This is a genomic window from Arthrobacter sp. Y3221159, assembly GCF_059089885.1.
The window spans coordinates 1-17,910 of the sequence record NZ_JBNHFC010000025.1; the positions used below are offsets into that span (position 1 = coordinate 1).

At 66.6% G+C, this 17,910-nt stretch carries 18 protein-coding genes and 1 pseudogene; 10 read left to right on the forward strand and 9 right to left on the reverse strand.

Going from position 1 to position 17,910, the window contains the following annotated elements:
* The 3 genes from AC5RT3_RS18910 to AC5RT3_RS18920 all read left to right on the forward strand — a co-directional run.
* Positions 1–392, forward strand: a 392-nt coding sequence (locus AC5RT3_RS18910; RefSeq protein ID WP_494124920.1) for an FG-GAP repeat domain-containing protein, incomplete at its 5' end; no start/stop codon positions are given.
* Positions 393–502: 110 nt separating this feature from the next.
* Complete coding sequence (locus AC5RT3_RS18915; RefSeq protein ID WP_494124921.1) at positions 503–1,639, forward strand: toll/interleukin-1 receptor domain-containing protein; 1,137 nt, start codon at positions 503–505, stop codon at positions 1,637–1,639.
* A gap of 25 nt (positions 1,640–1,664) precedes the next feature.
* Positions 1,665–2,147 (forward strand): DUF4231 domain-containing protein, encoded by a 483-nt coding sequence (locus AC5RT3_RS18920; RefSeq protein ID WP_494124922.1) that lies wholly within the window; start codon positions 1,665–1,667, stop codon positions 2,145–2,147.
* 27 nt (positions 2,148–2,174) lie between these two features.
* Here the strand turns inward: AC5RT3_RS18920 and AC5RT3_RS18925 are convergent, their stop codons facing one another.
* From AC5RT3_RS18925 to AC5RT3_RS18945, 5 genes are all read right to left on the reverse strand, one after another.
* The gene (locus AC5RT3_RS18925) at positions 2,175–2,648 is read right to left on the reverse strand and encodes a nucleoside deaminase (protein WP_494124923.1); all 474 of its coding nucleotides are present in this window, start codon (positions 2,646–2,648) and stop codon (positions 2,175–2,177) included.
* Between the two features lie 23 nt (positions 2,649–2,671).
* Positions 2,672–3,193 carry a DUF2087 domain-containing protein gene (locus AC5RT3_RS18930; RefSeq protein WP_494124924.1) on the reverse strand — a complete coding sequence of 174 codons (522 nt, stop codon included), beginning with the start codon at positions 3,191–3,193 and terminating at the stop codon, positions 2,672–2,674.
* Between the two features lie 72 nt (positions 3,194–3,265).
* Positions 3,266–3,670, reverse strand: coding sequence for a hypothetical protein (locus AC5RT3_RS18935; RefSeq protein ID WP_494124925.1), 405 nt, complete (start codon positions 3,668–3,670; stop codon positions 3,266–3,268).
* Between the two features lie 80 nt (positions 3,671–3,750).
* On the reverse strand, positions 3,751–4,425 hold the full coding sequence (locus tag AC5RT3_RS18940; protein WP_494124926.1) for a hypothetical protein: 675 nt from the start codon (positions 4,423–4,425) through the stop codon (positions 3,751–3,753).
* Positions 4,426–4,456: 31 nt separating this feature from the next.
* A complete protein-coding gene (locus AC5RT3_RS18945) occupies positions 4,457–5,713 on the reverse strand; it encodes a S8 family serine peptidase (protein WP_494124927.1) in 1,257 nt (418 codons plus the stop codon).
* A gap of 170 nt (positions 5,714–5,883) precedes the next feature.
* On the opposite strand from AC5RT3_RS18945, the gene AC5RT3_RS18950 reads away from it, so the two are divergent.
* Positions 5,884–6,234: a hypothetical protein gene (locus AC5RT3_RS18950; protein WP_494124928.1), complete on the forward strand. Its 351-nt coding sequence runs from the start codon at positions 5,884–5,886 to the stop codon at positions 6,232–6,234.
* A 12-nt stretch (positions 6,235–6,246) separates the two neighbouring features.
* Here AC5RT3_RS18950 and AC5RT3_RS18955 read toward each other — a convergent pair whose 3' ends face one another.
* Together AC5RT3_RS18955 and AC5RT3_RS18960 are read right to left on the reverse strand one after the other, a co-directional pair.
* Complete coding sequence (locus tag AC5RT3_RS18955; RefSeq protein ID WP_494124929.1) at positions 6,247–7,080, reverse strand: SAM-dependent methyltransferase; 834 nt, start codon at positions 7,078–7,080, stop codon at positions 6,247–6,249.
* Positions 7,081–7,156: 76 nt separating this feature from the next.
* Positions 7,157–7,429 (reverse strand): annotated as a pseudogene (locus AC5RT3_RS18960) (2,3-butanediol dehydrogenase); the annotation flags it as partial.
* Positions 7,430–7,607: 178 nt separating this feature from the next.
* On the opposite strand from AC5RT3_RS18960, the gene AC5RT3_RS18965 reads away from it, so the two are divergent.
* From AC5RT3_RS18965 to AC5RT3_RS18985, 5 genes are read left to right on the forward strand one after another with little or no spacing between them, the layout of a single operon-like run.
* Positions 7,608–9,185, forward strand: coding sequence for a sugar ABC transporter ATP-binding protein (locus AC5RT3_RS18965; RefSeq protein WP_494124945.1), 1,578 nt, complete (start codon positions 7,608–7,610; stop codon positions 9,183–9,185).
* A complete protein-coding gene (locus tag AC5RT3_RS18970) occupies positions 9,182–10,219 on the forward strand; it encodes an ABC transporter permease (protein ID WP_494124930.1) in 1,038 nt (345 codons plus the stop codon). Before AC5RT3_RS18965 ends, AC5RT3_RS18970 begins: the two co-directional genes overlap by 4 nt.
* Positions 10,216–11,325, forward strand: a complete 1,110-nt coding sequence (locus tag AC5RT3_RS18975; protein WP_494124931.1) for an ABC transporter permease — start codon at positions 10,216–10,218, stop codon at positions 11,323–11,325. The genes AC5RT3_RS18970 and AC5RT3_RS18975 overlap by 4 nt, the downstream gene beginning before the upstream one ends.
* A complete protein-coding gene (locus AC5RT3_RS18980; protein ID WP_494124932.1) occupies positions 11,325–12,548 on the forward strand; it encodes a substrate-binding domain-containing protein in 1,224 nt (407 codons plus the stop codon). Before AC5RT3_RS18975 ends, AC5RT3_RS18980 begins: the two co-directional genes overlap by 1 nt.
* A 33-nt stretch (positions 12,549–12,581) precedes the next feature.
* The gene (locus AC5RT3_RS18985; protein WP_494124933.1) at positions 12,582–13,430 is read left to right on the forward strand and encodes a sugar phosphate isomerase/epimerase family protein; all 849 of its coding nucleotides are present in this window, start codon (positions 12,582–12,584) and stop codon (positions 13,428–13,430) included.
* Positions 13,431–13,555: 125 nt separating this feature from the next.
* On the opposite strand, the gene AC5RT3_RS18990 is transcribed toward AC5RT3_RS18985, so the two are convergent.
* The gene (locus AC5RT3_RS18990; protein WP_494124934.1) at positions 13,556–14,611 is read right to left on the reverse strand and encodes a 2,3-butanediol dehydrogenase; all 1,056 of its coding nucleotides are present in this window, start codon (positions 14,609–14,611) and stop codon (positions 13,556–13,558) included.
* 15 nt (positions 14,612–14,626) lie between these two features.
* A complete protein-coding gene (locus AC5RT3_RS18995) occupies positions 14,627–16,426 on the reverse strand; it encodes an NAD(P)/FAD-dependent oxidoreductase (protein WP_494124935.1) in 1,800 nt (599 codons plus the stop codon).
* A 273-nt stretch (positions 16,427–16,699) separates the two neighbouring features.
* On the opposite strand from AC5RT3_RS18995, the gene AC5RT3_RS19000 reads away from it, so the two are divergent.
* Entirely contained in the window at positions 16,700–17,887 is a 1,188-nt protein-coding gene (locus AC5RT3_RS19000) for a GAF domain-containing protein (protein ID WP_494124946.1), read from the forward strand.
* Positions 17,888–17,910: the final 23 nt, after the last annotated feature.

The window sequence follows — 17,910 nt, forward strand, 5'->3', positions numbered from 1 at the left end:
CCCTCTGGACCTACCCCGGCACCGGCAACGGCCTCTTCGGCTGGCGCATCAAAGTCGGCGACGGCTGGAACGTCATGACCGCCATCAGCGCCGCCGGGGACCTCACCAGCGACGGCAAACCCGACCTCGTCGCCCGCGACACCAACGGCACCCTCTGGACCTACCCCGGCACCGGCAACGGCCTCTTCGGCTGGCGCATCAAAGTCGGCGACGGCTGGAACGTCATGACCGCCATCAGCGCCGCCGGCGACCTCACCAGCGACGGCAAACCCGACCTCGTCGCCCGCGACACCAACGGCACCCTCTGGACCTACCCCGGCACCGGCAACGGCCTCTTCGGCTGGCGCATCAAAGTCGGCGACGGCTGGAACGTCATGACCGCCATCAGCTGACGGCCCTGCCAACCGGCTGGGGGGACGCTCCACCCGGCGGTAACGCGCCAGTAACGCCCCCGGCGGTGTAATACCCTCGGGGGTCTGGCTCGGTCATAAGGGCGTGGGCAATGGCAGATTCTCCCCCGAATGCGACGGGCCGGATCTTCATCAGCTACCGGCGGGAAGAGACTGCGTACCCGGCCGGCTGGCTGTACGACCGGCTGGCTGACCGGTACGGAGGCGGGCAGGTCTTCAAGGACGTCGATTCCATCCAACTGGGCGACGACTTCGTGGAGGCGATCACCAGGGCCGTCGGTTCCTGCGACGTGGTGCTTGTGCTGATCGGCGATGAGTGGCTCACCATCGCCGATGAGCACGGCCGGCGCCGGCTCGACGACCCTGACGATTTTGTGCGCCTCGAGGTCCAGGCCGCCCTGACCCGCAACGTCCGGGTGATCCCCATCCTGGTGGACAAGGCGAGGATGCCGCGGGCCGATGAGCTGCCGGACAGCCTGTCCCGGCTAACGCGCCGGCAGGCCCTGGAGTTCAGCCCTGCCCGATTCGAGTTCGATACCAGCCGGCTCTTCAAGGTCCTGGACACCACCCTGGCGGAGGTGCGGAGAAACCAGGACGACGGCGGGATGGCGGCCGGGGCGGGAAGCGCCGCGTCCGCTGCGGCGGACCGGGAGACGCCCGGGCCGGTTCCGGCCGCGCCCCAACCCGGGGACAGGCAGCGCCGGCCCCTCCCCAAGCGGGCGCTGATCCTGGGCGGGGCGGCCGCCGTCGTCGTCGTGGTCCTGCTGGTGGTCCTTCTCGTGGCGAACCTGCAGCCGAGATCGTCGCCGGATGCCAACTCCGGCGGCGGGGCGCCGGTCCAGGCAGGGGGCGGGATCGAAATCGACTCCTCCCCGGTGACGAGCGAAGACGGGCTGCGCCTGACGGAGCTGCAGGCGGGAAGCCGGCGCGATCCCGAGTCTCCCCGGGTGGGTGACACCGTCACGGTGAGCTATGCCCTGACGAACACCACGGACCAGCGCCTGGAGCTGGAGTACACGTTTGTGGGGGTGCGGGATCCGGCTGATGAGCACCGGGATACCGAGGACATGAATGAAGGAAAGGTCCTTGAGCCCGGCGAAACCGTCAACGCCCAGGGCCGGGTCCTGATCGACAGCGCAGGCTCGTGGACAATCTGGCCCTGCTATGTGCTGGCCGGGGAACGCTTCTGCCCTGACAGGTGGCAGGAGTTCTTCGTCCTGGCCGAATAGCCGGCGTCGATTGAAGGGGAAGCGGATGGAGCGCGGTGAGGAAGTACCGGTACGGGCACGGAGGATCAAAGCTGTCCCTCCGCCGGCCACGGCGGATCCCACGTGGGACCGGCTGGAGGACCAGATCACCTGGTACGACAGCAGGAGCGGGGACAACCAGCGGCGCTACAAATGGCTGAAGCTCCTGGAGCTGGCGGTTGCGGCGGCACTGCCGGTGGTGGCCGGCATCGGAAGCCCGGCCCTGGCGACCGGCGCGCTGGCCGCCGTCATCGTGGTCCTGGAAGGCGCCCAGCACCTCTACCAGTTCCAGGAGCGCTGGATCACGTACCGCTCCACGGCCGAAGCCCTCAAGCACGAACGCTACCTGTACCTGGCCAAGGCCGGACCCTACCTCGGCGCGGACCGGCACCGGCAGCTGGCGGAGCGGATCGAGGGCCTGATCTCGCAGGAGCACGCCAAGTGGACCACCAGCCAGCAGCAGGCACCGAAGGGTTCGGAAGGGGGTTAGGCTGCGGGTCATGCGATCCGGGTGACCCTACTCGGCGATGTCCTCGGACCAGAGTTCAGGGTGGGCGGACTGGAAACCCCGCATCATGTCCACGCACCGCTGATCATCCAGGACCACTACCTCAACCCCGCGTGACCGGAGAAGCTCGAGTTCGCCGTCGAACGTCCTTGCCTCCCCCACCACCACACGGGGGATCTTGAACTGGATGATGGTGCCGGCGCACATGGCACAAGGGGCCAGGGTGGTGTAGAGCGTGGTGTCCCGGTAGCTTTTCTGCCGGCCGGCGGCGCGGAGCGCGGACATTTCCCCGTGCGCGATCGGATCTGCGTTTTGGACCCTTTCGTTGTGCTCGCTTGCCACGATCATGCCATCCCGGGCAAGCGCGGCTCCGATCGGGATACCGCCTTCAGTAAGGCTCTTCTGGGCGGCCTGGTAGGCGGCTTCAAACCCGGGGTCGGCGGTGGCTTGCGGCGCGGTGACGTGGTGCTGTTCGTGGGTCATGGCGCCATTCTCGCACGCGGTTTTTACGCAGGCTCGTCGGCTGGCCGCCGGTACGAGGACCCGGACGCCGTCCTCTCCAGCAGCTCGAAGTCGACGAGATACCTGCGCAACAACACGACGTCGTCCGTGTAGTTCAGCAGCCGCTCGTTCACCTGCCGCTCGGTGAGGTCCTCCCCCGGCCGGATGGCCTGGCCCACGACCCATGCCAGGAGCTCGCGCCGGTCAGCGGGGCTGGCCGGGTACCGGTCGATCCGGCCAAGCCGCAGGAAGCGGTCCACCCCGGTTTTCGGCTGGCGCTTCGGGTGCTGCGACAGGAGATCCCGGAAGACCGCGTCCGTGGCCTCAAGGCCCTTGCCGCCTGACCACTCGACCAGGCCGGCTTCCAGCAGCGTCCCTATGGCTTTGGAGCGCCGCTGCTCCTTCGCGCCGGGAAGGACCTCTTCACCGAGCACAATCTGCGCGTACGCTGTCCGAGCCTCCCGGCTGGCAAGCGCCGCCATGACCCTGCGCCAGTGCGGTCCGCTCAGGCCAGAGACTCCGTCCACAATCACCCTCCCAATAGCTGCGACGCAGCACCGCCGCAGTGTTGCCCGTGTTGCCTCCTACATCAAGCTCGACTAATGGTTCCGGCCACCCAGGCCAAGAACGGTCATGGCGACGGACAGGACAAGGCCGGACACTACTATCGGAGTGGTCTTACTGTCCGGCTGCCGCAGCGACTCCAGGCTGACGCGTTCCCAGCTGATGCCGAGGATGTAGAGGGCTCCGAGCCACCCCACCGCCCGCCGAAGGCTGGTGCGTGGCTTCACCAGAAGCAGGACCGTGCACGCCGCATGAATGCCCAAGAGGGGCCACGGGCCAGCCAGCCCGCTGCCTGCCGTCCACATGTCGCGCGCGACGTCCTCCGGCTTTCCCCGCGTGAAGGGATTGTCATAGGGAATCCGGTCCCGGATGGCCTTTCGGGCTGCTATCAGCTGAACAACGAGCTGTAGCAGCGAAATTGAGGCCAGGACTTTCATCATGGATCCCTTCCGAAGGCCAAGACCGAGACGAAGATCGTAGCGCTGTATGAGGGCAGCCGCAATCCGTCCGGCCGTCCTGGTTACCGAAAAACCATCGCGGCCGCGACGGCTTCGACGGCGGAACGCGGGCTCGTGAGGACGGGTGTTTCCAGTCCGGCCAGGAGGGCGACGGCAGGTTCCATGCTGGCCTGGGCGAGGACGACGACGTCGCAGCGGCCTGCGAGCGCACGCGCCGCCTTGGCAATGCTTGCGTGATAAGTCTCCGCATCGCCGGCGAGGAATGCGTCCCACGCACCTTCGACCACGCTGACCTCGACGTTGATGTCGGCTCCCACTTCCGCGGCCTCCTCGGCGAGGAGGCGGGTGGTTGGTTCGACGGTGCTGGTGAGAGCCACCAGGACTCCGATCCGCGGTCCGAGGGCCACGGCCCGGCGGAGCATCGGCCGGTCGATCCGGATGACCTTCAGGCCGTCGCCCGCGAGTTCCTCCGCGATCCCGCCCAGCGTGGAGCAGGTGCAGAGGACTACCTCACACCCGTCTCCGCGGAGTGCTGCGAGGTGGTCGGCGACGACGGCCCGCACGCCCTCCGGCGTCGTGTCCTGCCGGGAAAGCTCCAGCGCTTCGGGATCCACACAGTGAACTGTGACGGCGGAGGGCAGAAGCTCGCGGGCCAGGGCCTCGAACGTTGCCACGTGGACCTCCGCCGTATGGAGGAAGCCGACGGTGCGGGCAGTGTCGGGGCGAAGTTCCGTCATGGAGCCTGACTGTAACAGAGCGCTCCGGGGCCTAAGGCCACGTCGCGGCGCGCTCTGCGTTCACGCGACCATGTGCCCAGTCAGTCCCAATTGCGCCAACGGGGTCCGTGGTGGATTCGACCTTGGCTCGGACTACCGAGTTGCTCGCGCCGGGGTTGGCGCTCCAGGCGAGCGCAGCAACTGCAGCAACAATGGGCGAAGACATCGACGTGCCGCTGCCGATGTCATAACCCTGGGATCGGTTGTACTCCCGGGCAATAACAAACCTGTGGTTGGGGAACGTGGAGTAGACGCTAACCCCCGGCGCTGCAACATCCACCCAGGGGCCATAGGTGGAGAACGACGCTTTCTTGTCCTCGTTGTTGGTCGCCCCCACGCCAATGACGTTGGCGTACGCGCCCGGATACATCATGGTGGTGTTACCTCCGTTGCCGGCTGCAGCAACGAGCAACACGTTCGCGTTCCAGGCGTTATTGACCGCAGTTTGCAGAGTGGTTGACGACCCCACGGCGAGGCTCATGTTGATGACCTTCGCGCCACTCTTGACCGCCCAGTTGATGCCGTTCGCGAGACCTGAGCTGGACCCCATCCCGGAGTCGCTGAGGACTTTGCCGGCAAGAATGGTGCAGCCTGAGCACACGCCGGCGACACCAATGCCGTTATCTGCCGTCGCGGCTACGATGCCGGCAACGTGCGTGCCGTGGCCGTAGTTGTCCTCGTTGTTTCTCGAAGTGGTGAAGTTGGCCCGCGCAACGACCTTCGGATTGATATCGGGGTTGTCGGTGGCGACGCCGGAATCGAGGACAGCCACTTTGATGCCGTTGCCGGTGGTGATCTTCCACGCTTCGACGGCGTCGACGTCTGCATCCACCGTGCCGGCAGCTATCTCGATGGTGCCGGCCGTGTTGGTGAATGGTTGCCCATTGTTCTGCAATGCGTACTGGTCTTTGAAGTAGGTGTCGTTTGAGGCCGGCGTGACCACGTAGTCCGGTTCGGCATATTCAACCACCGGGTTCCTGCTCAGGGCTTCGATGAGCTGAAGCTCCTTCCCGGCCGGTACGGTGATGACGCGTGCGCCGGTGCTGCCGACCCCGGGCCCGTCAGCGAGTCCGTGCTGTCGCAGCACGCCCGCGGCCGCGCCGCCGTCGCGGAACTTTACGAGGATCTGCCCCGCCGTAATGGCGGGGTCGGGCGCGGCACCGGCCGGGACGACGGCGCCCAGCAGGGTGCCAACAACCATGACAACAGCGGCAAAGCCAGCCAGCACGAGCTTTTTCATAAGGGTCATCTTCCGCGCCCGGGCGCCGGTTGCATAGGGGGAAGGCCCCCCTCAAAACGTCTCGCCGCTGGCCAGCAAGGACAGGCCCCTGCACCAGCCCATTTCCCCCTCTAACACTGGCGGGCCGGCAGTCCTACACTGGCTGTTATCCCCATTGGTTGCGGCCCGAAGGAGGAGCCATGGAGGTCATCGAACAGGTGCGTGAAGGAATGCATGTCGTGGCGTCTGATGGGAAAAAGGTCGGCAAGGTCAAAGACCTGAGAATGGGTGATCCGGAGGCGATTACCGCGCAAGGGCAGACCGACCCGGAAACAGGGGGCCTGGTTAACACCGGGATTGCGACTTTTGCTGCGAATTCAAAGTTGCCCCACCATACCGCGGAGAGGTTGCTGCGGATCGGTTATGTGGAAGTCGACAAATCCGGCCTCCTGACGGGCCACGCCTACTTTGCAGCGGATGAACTGGACCGGGTGGAGGACGACACCCTCTGGCTCAAAGAAGGTCTAGCTGGGGACAGGAACGCCGGATAGAAGGCTGCCCACCTAGGCCTTTGTCAGTGTAAAGATCCCGTAGCGCATCGCGCTGGTGCTGTAGGCCAGGATCATACGGGGAATGCTTAGGACGGCGCCGCGGTTGCGTGCGCCAAGGGCGACGCGGCGCATCTCGGGATCGGTGAGCATGGCCTTCACGAGCCGGCCGGCGCAGATCCACCAGGTGCGGGCAACGCAGCGGCTGACGTCCTCATAGCCGGTCGCCGCGAAGCCGGCCGCGGTTGCCATCGCCTCGTACTCCTCGCGCGTGCCCATCGAAGGCAGGCGCCCTTCGCGGCAGATGGGCTCCACCAGGTGGCGTACCTTCCACCCGCTGGCGTCGGTTTCGGCAAGCCATGCACAGACAACCAGGCGGCCGCCGGATGTGAGCACGCGGTGCGCCTCGGCGAAAAACCTGGGCTTGTCCACCATGTGCTCGCTGGACTCGATCGCCCATGCAGCGTCAACTGAGACATCCGCCAGCCCGTTGGCCAGCCAGTCGCGGACATGGATGTCGACGTCCGGTACGGGATAAGCGGCAGCGTAGCGGGCCTGTTCGGCGGAAAGCGTGAAGCCGGTGACGCTGACCCTGTGTTTCGCCGCGAGCCGCCTGGCGGTGGCGCCGTAGCCGCAGCCGATGTCCACGCACGCCTGGCCGGGCAGAAGGCGCAGCCGGTCGCCGACCGTGTCAGCCAGCGCCTCGACGGCCTCGCCCGGCGTCTCGGAACCCGTCGCCCACAGCCCGTGATGGACATGGTCCCCCCACACCCGGCGATACACGGGATCGAGCTCGTCGTAGTGATCCGCTACCGCCACGGCGTCCTGGGAGATATCGGGGACTATCACGCCCTGACCCTACAACGGCGCTCCCTACCGCAGGAAGGGTACGACGGCGGGACTTGCCGCTCGCCGTCGTCGTGCCTTACGGGTGCACCAGCACCTTCACCGCTGTGTCCTTGTGGTTGATGAGGGTGTCGAAGCCCTGCTCCACCAGGTCCTCCAGCGCGATCCGGCCGGTGATGAAGGGCTTGAGGTCCACCTTGCCCTCCTGCAGCATCCGGATCACGGCGGGGTGGTCCCGGACGTAGGCGATGGTGCCGCGCAGGTCGATCTCCTTGAGCACCAGCTTCTGCATGTCCACGGTGGCCGGCGCACCCCAGATGGCCACGTTCACCAACACTCCCCCGGGCCGCGGCGTTCTCCTGACTGAATCCAGCGCGTGACCCGCAACCCCGTTGAACGCCGGCCTTCTCATTGCGGGCCGCCCCGCCTCTCAACAGCCAAAACGCTGCCAATCGGCCTTAGTAGTAAGCAATCGTTTATCCCTTGACGGAACAGAACCCGCCCTGTAACAGTTAGGCGTGGGCGAACCGATGGAGAACCACGAACGGACTGGCGCGGCGTCAGTCCGCGGTGGGCTCCCTCAAGGTTCCGCGGCCCCGCCGCCACTCCTGGAAGTCCGTGGACTGACCAAAAGTTTCTTCGGGATCCCCGTGCTGGAAGACGCCCACCTTACCCTTCACCGGAGCCAGGTCCACGGGCTCGTTGGCGAAAACGGCGCCGGCAAGTCCACCCTGATGAAAGTCCTTGCGGGGGTCTACCAGCCGGATGCGGGAACGGTGCTTCTGGAGGGCCACGAAGTCAGTTTCAGCCACCCCACAAAGGCCCACGAAGCCGGGCTTTCCTCGGTATTCCAGGAGTTCAATCTCCTTCCTGACCGGACCGTGGCGGAGAACATCTACCTGGGCCGGGAGCCCCGCCGCGGAGTCCTGGTGAACAAGGCGCTGATGAACGTGAACACGGCGGAGTTGCTGGAGTCGCTCGGGATCACCGCCATCCGGCCCACCGCGCAGGTGCGGAGCCTGACCGTCGCTGAGCAGCAGGTGGTGGAGATTGCGAAGGCGGTCAGCTACGACGCCCGGATCGTTTCCATGGACGAGCCCACCGCCGCGTTGGCTGGCGCCGAAGTTGAGCTCCTCTACCAGATCGTGTACCGCCTCAGGGACCGTGGAACGGGCATCCTCTATGTGTCCCACCGGCTTCGGGAACTCTTCGACCTGTGCGACGTCATCACCGTCCTGAAGGATGGCCGCGTGGTCAGCACCGGCCCCGCCTCGGAACTCGACGATACAAAGCTGGTCCGGCTGATGGTTGGCAGGCCCATTTCAGCCTTCTTCCCTGACAAACTGCCGGAGACGGACAGCGGTGCCGGCGTCCCCGCAAAGCCCATGCTCGAGCTGCACGATGCCGGAAACGGCCAGCTGGACGGAATCCGCTTCAGCGTCCAACCGGGTGAGATTGTGGGAGTGGCCGGTCTTCAGGGCTCCGGCCGGACTGAACTGCTGCACGCCATTTTCGGCGCCGCCCCCTTTACCCGCGGCACCATGAAGGTGGAGGGCCGGGACGTCCTTCCCAAGTCGACGCGGGAGGGCGTCCGGGCGCGCATGGCCCTCATCACGGAAGACCGCAAAGCCGAGGGCCTGAGCCTTAATCAATCCATCCTGAACAACGCGCTGACCGTTATCAGATCGGTCTTCCCGCGCCGCACCCAAGCTGTCCGGACCGAGATCCCTGGCGTGTTCTCCTCCCTTGAGGTCGTGGCCCGGGACCTGGACCAGGAGGTGCAATATCTCTCCGGCGGGAACCAGCAGAAAGTGGTCCTTGCCAAGTGGCTGGCCATCAGCCCCCGCCTGGTCCTGCTGGATGAACCGACCCGCGGCATAGACGTGGGAGCCAAAGTGGCAGTGTACCGGCTGATGCGCAAGCTGGCAGCCGAAGGCAAAGCCATCCTGATGGTCTCGAGCGAATTGCCTGAGGTCATCGGCATGTCCGACCGCATCCTGGTCATGCGCGACGGGCGCCTCGCCGGCGAGCTCCCGGCCGGAGCATCGGAGGAAGCCATCCTGCAGCTGGGAACCGGCGCCAGGACCGCACCCGGAGGAGGAACATGAAACAACGGGCCAGCCTAATCGAGCGCCTGTCCTCCACCCAGATCGTCTACCTGGTGGCGCTGCTGACGCTGATCGTCGGTGCTGTTCTTGTCAGCACAGTGGGGCGGAATTTCTTCAGCCAAGGCAACATCTCCAGCATCCTGACCGGAACCAGCGTCCTGGGTTTCATAGCCATCGGGCAGACGCTGGTCATCCTGGCCGGCAGCCTGGACCTCTCGGTTCCCTATGTCACCAGCCTGGCCAGCCTTATTGCCGCCGGGGTGATGGCCAACAACCCGGGCAACGTCCTGCCCGGCGTCCTGCTCACGTTGGGTGCCGCGGCCATCATCGGCCTGGCGAACGGGTTGATAGTTGCCCGCCTCAATGTGCACGGGTTCATTGCCACGCTGGGCATGGGCCTGATCATCAGCGGCTACCTCGCCACCAATTTCAAGGGCAGCTTCGGACAGACGCCGCTCTCATTCCGACTGATCGGGGCGACCGGCCTGGGGCCTGTTCCCATCTCGACCATCATTATGCTGGCCTGCGCGGGCCTGGCCATGCTGCTGCTCCACCGCACCCGGATGGGCCACCACCTCTACGCGGTCGGCGGTGACATTTCCGTGGCCCGGACCTCTGGAATACGCGTCGATATGCCGGTCATCACGGCCCATGTGATCTGTTCGCTGCTGGCAGGAATGGCGGGGCTGCTGCTCGCCAGCCGGCTGGGCGTGGGCAGCCCGACTGTGGGTTCCCAGGGCGGCTACGATCTGCTCTCCATCGCCGCAGTGGTCCTCGGCGGCACCCTGCTGGCCGGGGGCAAAGGGACCATTACCGGCACCCTCGGCGGCGTCCTCATCTTCGCCATGCTGGACAACATCATGTCCGTCATGCAGATCAACCCCTTCCTCAAGGACGTGGTCCGGGGCGTGGTGATTGTGGTCGCCGTCGCCGTGTATGCCCGCCGCAGGATCGTGAACAGGCCGGAGCGGTTCAGCTCAAGGGGCTCCGCGGATATGCCGGCGGCAGAGGTTGCATCGGCGGAGCGGCCATGATCACCGCAACCTCCGGGCGCAGCGCAGTCCTGCGGCAGAACCGTGCCAGCCGTTCCGAACGGCTTCTGCGGGCTGTGCGCACTCCCGGCGGCGCCGTTTTCATCCTGTTGATCGGCCTCTTGGCGGCCATCATCGCGCTGAACCCCTCCTTCGGGGAGCCGGGCTCCTTCATCCGGTTCATCGGCAGGACAGCCCCGATCGCCATCGCAGCCGTCGGCCAGTACTTCGTCATTGTCGGCGGCGAATTCGACTTGTCCATGGGTTCTGTGGTGACCATGCAGGTCATCGTTGCCGGCAACCTCATCCGGCAGGACGATTCCCGTGTAATTCCGGTCCTGATCCTGATGTTTGTGCTCGGTGCCTTCATCGGACTGGTGAACGGCCTGATCACAACGCTCCTGAAGGTGCCCAGCTTCATCGTGACGCTGGGCATGATGCTGGCTTTGCTCGGGTTGGTCCTCTATTGGACCGGCGGCGCTGCCCAGGGGAACCCGGCGGACAGCTTCCGCCAGATCGGGCGCGGCGGGATCCAGGATGTCCCGGTCCTGGACATCATTCCCTACCCGGTCATCATCCTGACGGCAGTGGCCATCCTGGCGGTGCTCCTGATGCGCCGCCCCTTTGGCCGCATGCTCATCGCCGTCGGTGACAATCCAAGGGCTGCTGAACTGTCCGGTTCCCGCGTCTGGTGGGTGCGGACACGGGCGTTCATCATCTCGTCGCTGTCGGCCACCGTGGCCGGCATCCTGCTCGTGGGCTATGCGGGGGTCCATCCGTCGGTGGGGCGCGGCTACGAGTTCACGGCGATCACCGCCGTCGTGCTTGGTGGCGTGGTGCTGGGAGGCGGACGCGGCTGGGTGCTGTCCGCGGCGGCCGGCGCGTTCGCCCTCGAGGCGCTGTTCACCCTCCTGAACTTCATGGGTGTCCAGGCCACCTGGCGGGACACGGTCCAGGGGGTCATCATCGTCGTCGCTGTGGCAGCAGCGTCCAAGTCATGGCAGCGCAAGCGCAAGGGAGCCACTTCCGCTGCCCATGACGAACGGCACCGGCTAAGCGCACCACCCATGCCCCACGAGGGCACCGAACAAGGAGGAGATCGAACCTGATGCGCAAACACCCTATTAGCGCCATCGCACTTGGGGCAGCAGTGCCGATGTTAGTGCTGACCGCCTGTACCACCACGGATCCGTCGGTTACCGAAACGACGGCACCGGATAACGGCTCGCCGGCGCAAACCAGTCCGGCAAGCCAGGAATGGTTCGACCAGTCGCTGTACGACGCACAGTTTGAGCAACGCTCGGCCACCTTTGAAGGAAACCCTGAGCAACCCTACCTGCAGTACATTGCCGGCGACATGACGGACACCTCGAAGTTCGCCTCATCCGGAGCAAAGAAGGTCTGCTTCGCCAATGCCTCCATCTCAAACCCGTGGCGCCAGACCGGCTGGATCACCATGAACCAGCAGCTCAAGGTCCTGCAGGACTCGGGCGTCATTTCCGAGATGGAAACCCGGGATGCCAAGGACAACGACAACACGCAGATCGCGGACATTGACTACTTCATCGACGAGGGAAACTGCGATGCGTTCGTCATCTCGCCCAACTCGACGGCGGCCCTGACCCAGGCCGTGGAACGCGCCTGCGAAACCGGCAAGCCGGTGGTGGTGTTTGACCGCGGCGTGGAAACCGACTGCGCCACCACGTTCATCCACCCGATCGGCGGCTTTGCTTGGGGCATAGACACCGCCACGTTCCTGGCCGACAGGCTGGAGTCCGGCGACAAGGTGGTGGCCCTCCGCATCCTTCCCGGCGTGGACGTGCTGGAACACCGCTGGGCGGCGGCACAGAAGATCTTTGAGGAGAAGGGGATCCAGGCCAGGGACTACTTCACCGGAGCGGACCCCACCGAGATCAAGAAAATCATCTCCGATGAACTCGCCACCGGTGACGTCCAGGGCGTTTGGATGGACGCCGGAGACGGTGCGGTGGCTGCCCTCGAGGCCTTTGAGGATGCAGGCAAGGACCTGCCGGTGATGACCGGTGAGGATGAGATGAGCTTCCTGACCAAGTGGAAGGAAACCGGAATCGATGCCATGGCCCCCGTCTACTCCAACTTCCAGTGGCGGACCCCGCTGCTGGCCATGGAAAAGATCTTCAAGGGTGAGCAGATCCCGGCCGAATGGGTTCTCCCGCAAGAGCCCATCCTCGCCGACGAACTGGACGACTGGCTGCAGCGCAATGAGGGGATGCCCGGCGGGCACTACGCAAAGTTCGGCGGAGAAGACCTCCCCGGCTACCCGGACGTCTGGCAAAGGCGGCAAATGCCCTGACAGTGCCCTGCGGCCGGCATTGAGGGGAGCAGCGTGAGGCGTCTTATCGGGATCAGCACCTGGGTCTGGGAATCTCCCCTGACCGATGCCAACCTGGGCGGACACCTGGCAAGGATCGCCGCATTGGGGTTTGACGCCGTCGAACTGCCGCTGGAAAACGCCGGCGACTTCACCTCCGCCGCGGTGCGCGAAGCCGTGGAGTCCACGGGGCTGACACCGTTTCTTGTCGGTGCCATGGCGCCGGGGCGGGACCTCGTGTCCGCTCCCCCGGCATCCGTGGAGAAGACGCAGGCCTACCTCATGGACTGCATCAGCATGGCCGCCAGCATCGGTTCGCCCACTGTGTGCGGTCCGTTCTACGCCCAGACCGGCCGGGTCTGGCGGATGTCGCCCGGGCAGCGTCGGGAAGCCTACGCCGAACTGCGCCACAACCTGGAACCGGTGGCGGCCCGGGCCCTTGACGCGGGCGTGCTGCTGGGCATTGAACCGCTGAACCGGTATGAAACGTCGCTGATCAACACGGTGGACCAGGCGCTGGAGGCGCTGGAGCCGTTGCTGGGCAACGGCGTGGGCCTGGCTCTGGATAGCTACCACCTTCACATTGAGGAGCGTTCGCTGGCCGCCGCGGTCCGGGCGGCCGGCGAACACGTGGTGCACGTGCAGGTGTGCGGGAACGACCGCGGCGCGCCCGGCAGGGACCAGACTGACTGGGAAGGCTTCCTGCACGCCTTGGACGAGGTGGGCTACAGCGGACCTCTAAACATTGAGAGTTTCACCGCCGACAATGCGGCGATTGCCGTGGCGGCCTCCATTTGGCGGCCGCTGGCCCCCAGCCAGGACGAGTTGGCCGCCAGAGGCCTGGCTTTCCTGCGCGGCCTTTGACCGTTCTGCGGTCGCGGCGTGCGCCAGGTGCAACCGGGCCAGGAGCGCCGGGATTCCGGTGTCGGGCCAGCAGGAAAGGCTGGAACGACGACGGCGGGACTTGCCCCCCCGCCGTCGTCGCGCCCCTACGGGTGCACTAGCACCTTAACCGCGGTGTCCTTGTGGTTGATGAGGGTGTCGAAGCCCTGCTCCACCAGGTCCTCCAGCGCGATCCGGCCCGTGATGAACGGCTTGAGGTCCACCTTGCCCTCCTGCACCATCCTGATCACGGCGGGGTGGTCCCGGACGTAGGCGATGGTGCCGCGCAGGTCGATCTCCTTGAGCACCAGCTTCTGCATGTCCACCGTGGCCGGCGCGCCCCAGATGGCCACGTTGACCACCACTCCCCCGGGCCGGACGGCGTCCAGCATGGTGTCCAGCACCGCGTTCACGCCGGCGCACTCGAACGCGACGTCGGCCCCGCGCCCGCCGGTCAGCTCCAGCACCCGAGCCGGGACGTCCTCCCGGCTGGGGTCCAGCACATGGTCCGCCACCCCGCTGGACGTGGCCTTCTCCTTGCGGGCCTGGCTCAGCTCGCTGACGATCGTGGTCACGCCCAGGCCCTTCAGGACAGCGGCCGTCAGCAGCCCGATGGGACCGGACCCGCCCACCAGCGCCGTGTCCCCCGCCTTCACGCCGCTGCGCTCCACGGCGTGGTGGGCCACGGACAGCGGTTCGATCAGGGCGGCCTCGTCCAGCGGGATGTCCCCGATCGGGTGCACCCACCGTCTGTCCACCACGATCGTCTCGCTCAAGCCCCCGCCGCCGCCGGAGAGCCCGATGAAGCCCATCTGCCGGCACAGGTGGTAGCTGCCCGCCCGGCACATGTCGCAGGTCCCGTCCACAAAGTACGGTTGGACGACGACGTTGTCCCCCACCGCGACCCCGTCCACCCCATCGCCGACTTCTGACACAGTTCCGGAGAATTCGTGCCCCATGGTCACCGGCGCTTCCTCGTGGGAGAGCGGGTGCGGGTGCCCCGGGGCCGGAACGAAGATGGGGCCTTCCAGGTACTCGTGCAGGTCGCTGCCGCAGATACCGCACCACGCGACGTCGATCTTTACCGCCCCTGCCCGGAGCTCCGGTTCCGGAATGTCCTCGATCCGGACATCCTCGCGGCCGTGGAAACGTGCTGCCTTCATGATGGGCTCCTTCTTTCAGCGGGTGTGGTGGCTGGGCTGCAGTTCGTACACCGGGGTCTCCAGCCCTTCCATCCGGGCCTTGAGCTGCAGCGCCAGGTAGGAGGAGTAGTGCCGGCTCTGGTGCAGGTTGCCGCCGTGGATCCAGAGGTTGGGAACATTGGTTGGTTTCCACATATTGCGCAGCTCCCCCTCCCACGGACCAGGGTCTTTCGGCGTGTCCGAGCCGTAGCCCCAGCACTTGCCCACCCGGTCCGCGATCTCGGGCGAGACCAAGTCCGCCAGCCAACCGTTCATGGACCCGTACCCGGTGGCGTAGACGATCAGGTCGGCCTCCAGCTCGGTGCCGTCGTCCATCACCACGGCGTTGCCGGTGATCTTGGCGACCTGCCCGTTCTTCAGCTTCACCCGGCCGTCGATGATCAACTGGGAGGCGCCGACGTCGATGTAGTAGCCGGAGCCGCGCCGCAGGTACTTCAGGAACAGGCCGGACCCGTCCACCCCAAAGTCCAGCTCAAACCCGGCGGCCTCCAGCTGCGAGTAGAACTCGGCGTCCCGCTTGGCCATCTCCTGATACACGGGCACCTGTGCCTCGGGCAGGATCCGGTACGGCAGGGACGCGAACAGCAGGTCGGCCTTCTCGGTGGTCACCCCGTTGGCCAAAGCACGCTCCGAGTACAGGTCCCCCAGGGCCAGGTCCATCAGGGATTCGCTGCGGGCGATGTGGGTGGAGGACCGCTGGACCATGGTGACGTCGGCGCCGTGCTCCCACAGGTCGGCGCAAATATCGTGCGCGGAGTTGTTGGAGCCGATCACCACCGCCTTCTTCCCGGTCCAGTCCCCGCCGCCGGGGTGCTGGGAGGAGTGCCGCTGCTCCCCCAGGAAGGACTGCGCGCCGTCGAACGCGGGGATGTTGGGGTAGCCGGAGACGCCCAGGGCGAAGACGAGCTGCTTGGGCCGCAGGGTCACCGGTGACCCGTTGCGGAGGACGCTGACCGCCCATTCCTGCGTGCCGTCGTCGTACTCCGCACCCACGCACTCGGTGCCGGACCAGTAGTTCAGCTCCATGATGCGGGTGTAGTGCTCCAGCCAGTCGCCGATCTTGTCCTTGGCGGCGAAGACGGGCCAGTCGTCCGGGAACTTCAGGTAGGGCAGGTGGTCGTACCAGACGGGGTCGTGCAGGTGCAGGGACTTGTAGCGGTTCCGCCAGGAGTCGCCCGGGTTCTGGTTCTTCTCGATCACGATGGTGGGCACGCCCAGCCGCCGCAGCCGCGCCGCGAGGCCGATGCCGCCCTGCCCGCCGCCGATGATCACGCAGTAGGGCTGCTCCTCGTAGCCCAGCCGCGCCTCCTGTTCCTCCTTGAGTTCCTTCCAGGAGCGGCGGCCGCGGATGATTTCGTGCGACACGCCCTGCTCGCGGCGCGGGCCCTTCTTCTCCTCGAAGCCCTTCAGCTCCTGCATCGTGGTGAGCAGCGTCCAGCACTTGCCGTTCCGCAGCCGGAGGTGGCCGTAGCCGCGGGCGGCGCCGGTCTCGAACGTGATCCAGGCATCCACGGTCCCGTCGACGGCGGCGCTGCCGGTGGCGTCCTCCGCGAGCGCCCAGTTGGCCGGCTGCACGTGGTCCAGCGTGGCCTGGAGCATCCGGCGTATGTCCGCCTTGCCCTCGAGCGTTTTCAGGTTCCAGGTGAACGCCACGAAGTCGCGCCAGTAGCTCTCGTCCTCGAAGAGCTCCAGCGCGGCGTCCACATCGCGCCGCTGCAGCGCGCCGTCCAGGCTGGCCAGCCAGGCCTGCGCGGCGGCGGTGGGTGTTTCGGTCATCTCCACTCCTTTGTGTGCGGTCCCTCAGGTGGTCCGGGCGGCTCCATCCCACCGGGGTCCCTGCGGTATGCTGGGGCGGGCGTGAGCTGCATCACTATTGGAACGCGGCGGGGGTAACAACCGCGTTACACGGGCACTGCCGGCAAGGACGCCGGCGGTGAGGAGGAGACGGTGGACTACGGCCTGAGGTTCTCGGACCCGGCGAAGTACGCGCGTGCCCTGCGCCGCGCGCACGAGCTGGTCATCGCCGGTGTCCCGCGCCCGGAAATCCCCATGCCGCTGGCCGAATCGTGGCGCCGGTCCATGGCGCTGGGCATCAGCCCGGACCAGCACAGCCCGCGGCACCTGCACGATCCGGCCGAGGTGCTGCAGCTGCGCCGGGAGCACCGGCTGCAGCAGGTGATGCCGGCGCTGCAGGACCTGCTGGCCGATGATTCCAGTTCCGGCCGGCACCTGCTGGTGCTCACCGACGCGGCCGGCGAGATCCTGTGGCGGGTGGGCAGCCGGGAGGCGCTCCGCCGGGCGGACCGGCTGGAGTTCTCCGAAGGGGCCGACTGGTCCGAGGCGGGGATCGGCACCAACGCCATCAGCGAGGCGCTGGTTACCGGCGGGCCGGTGCAGCTGTTCTCCGCCGAGCACCTGGTCCGCACCCACCACGACTGGGCCTGCACGGCGGCGCCCATCACGGACCCGGCCACCGGCAAGCTGCTGGGAGTTCTGGACGTCTCGGGCCCGCTGGACACCATCAGCGCGGACACGCTGCGGATGGTGCGGTGCGCGGTGCGGGTGGCGGAATCGGTGCTGGGAACGTCCGACGGCGGGGCTTCCTTGGGTGCGCCGTCGTCCGTTGGTGCGCCCCGGCCCCCGGTCCGGAGGCGGCCTGGTGTTGCGGTTTCATCGCTGGAGCTGCTCGGCGACAAACCAGCGGCGGTGCTGGCCGACGGGAGCCGGGTGCCGCTGACGCTGCGCCGGGCGGAGATCCTGGCGCTGCTGGACTCGCGGTCGCAGGGTTGGAGCGCCGAGGAGCTGGCCTATGAGCTGCATGGTGATGCGGGCACGCCGCAGGCCATCCGCACGGAGATGTTCCGGGTCCGGTCGATGCTGGGGGACGCGGTGGAGTCGAACCCGTACCGGCTTGCTGTCGGGCTGGCCGGGCGCTCGGATTCGGGGCGGGTGCTGCGGCTACTGCGCGAGGGGCTAGTAGCGGAAGCGCTGGAGGCGTACTCCGCTCCCCTGCTTAGCCGCTCCGGTGTCCTGGCGGTGCAGCTGTTGCGGGACCAACTGGACCTGGCGGTTGGCTCGGCGGTGAGGGCCAGTGGCGACGCGGGGCTGCTGGTTCGATGGTTGTCCACGGATATGGGTGCCGCGGATTTTGAGGCCGTGGAAGCGCTGGGCCATTTGCTGGGGCAGGGGGACGCCCGGTATTTATCCTTTCTCGCTTCTTCCACTTTCGGTGGCTGAGCGATTCGAAACGCTGGCCGGCC

Bases quoted from the DNA above. Each gene is read 5' to 3' on its own strand.
- AC5RT3_RS18915 (WP_494124921.1), top strand. From the start codon at position 503: ATGGCAGATTCTCCCCCGAATGCGACGGGCCGGATCTTCATCAGCTAC.
- AC5RT3_RS18920 (WP_494124922.1), top strand. From the start codon at position 1,665: ATGGAGCGCGGTGAGGAAGTACCGGTACGGGCACGGAGGATCAAAGCT.
- AC5RT3_RS18925 (WP_494124923.1), bottom strand. From the start codon at position 2,648: ATGACCCACGAACAGCACCACGTCACCGCGCCGCAAGCCACCGCCGAC.
- AC5RT3_RS18935 (WP_494124925.1), bottom strand. From the start codon at position 3,670: ATGATGAAAGTCCTGGCCTCAATTTCGCTGCTACAGCTCGTTGTTCAG.
- AC5RT3_RS18940 (WP_494124926.1), bottom strand. From the start codon at position 4,425: ATGACGGAACTTCGCCCCGACACTGCCCGCACCGTCGGCTTCCTCCAT.
- AC5RT3_RS18945 (WP_494124927.1), bottom strand. From the start codon at position 5,713: ATGACCCTTATGAAAAAGCTCGTGCTGGCTGGCTTTGCCGCTGTTGTC.
- AC5RT3_RS18950 (WP_494124928.1), top strand. From the start codon at position 5,884: ATGGAGGTCATCGAACAGGTGCGTGAAGGAATGCATGTCGTGGCGTCT.
- AC5RT3_RS18965 (WP_494124945.1), top strand. From the start codon at position 7,608: ATGGAGAACCACGAACGGACTGGCGCGGCGTCAGTCCGCGGTGGGCTC.
- AC5RT3_RS18970 (WP_494124930.1), top strand. From the start codon at position 9,182: ATGAAACAACGGGCCAGCCTAATCGAGCGCCTGTCCTCCACCCAGATC.
- AC5RT3_RS18975 (WP_494124931.1), top strand. From the start codon at position 10,216: ATGATCACCGCAACCTCCGGGCGCAGCGCAGTCCTGCGGCAGAACCGT.
- AC5RT3_RS18980 (WP_494124932.1), top strand. From the start codon at position 11,325: ATGCGCAAACACCCTATTAGCGCCATCGCACTTGGGGCAGCAGTGCCG.
- AC5RT3_RS18990 (WP_494124934.1), bottom strand. From the start codon at position 14,611: ATGAAGGCAGCACGTTTCCACGGCCGCGAGGATGTCCGGATCGAGGAC.
- AC5RT3_RS18995 (WP_494124935.1), bottom strand. From the start codon at position 16,426: ATGACCGAAACACCCACCGCCGCCGCGCAGGCCTGGCTGGCCAGCCTG.
- AC5RT3_RS19000 (WP_494124946.1), top strand. From the start codon at position 16,700: ATGCCGCTGGCCGAATCGTGGCGCCGGTCCATGGCGCTGGGCATCAGC.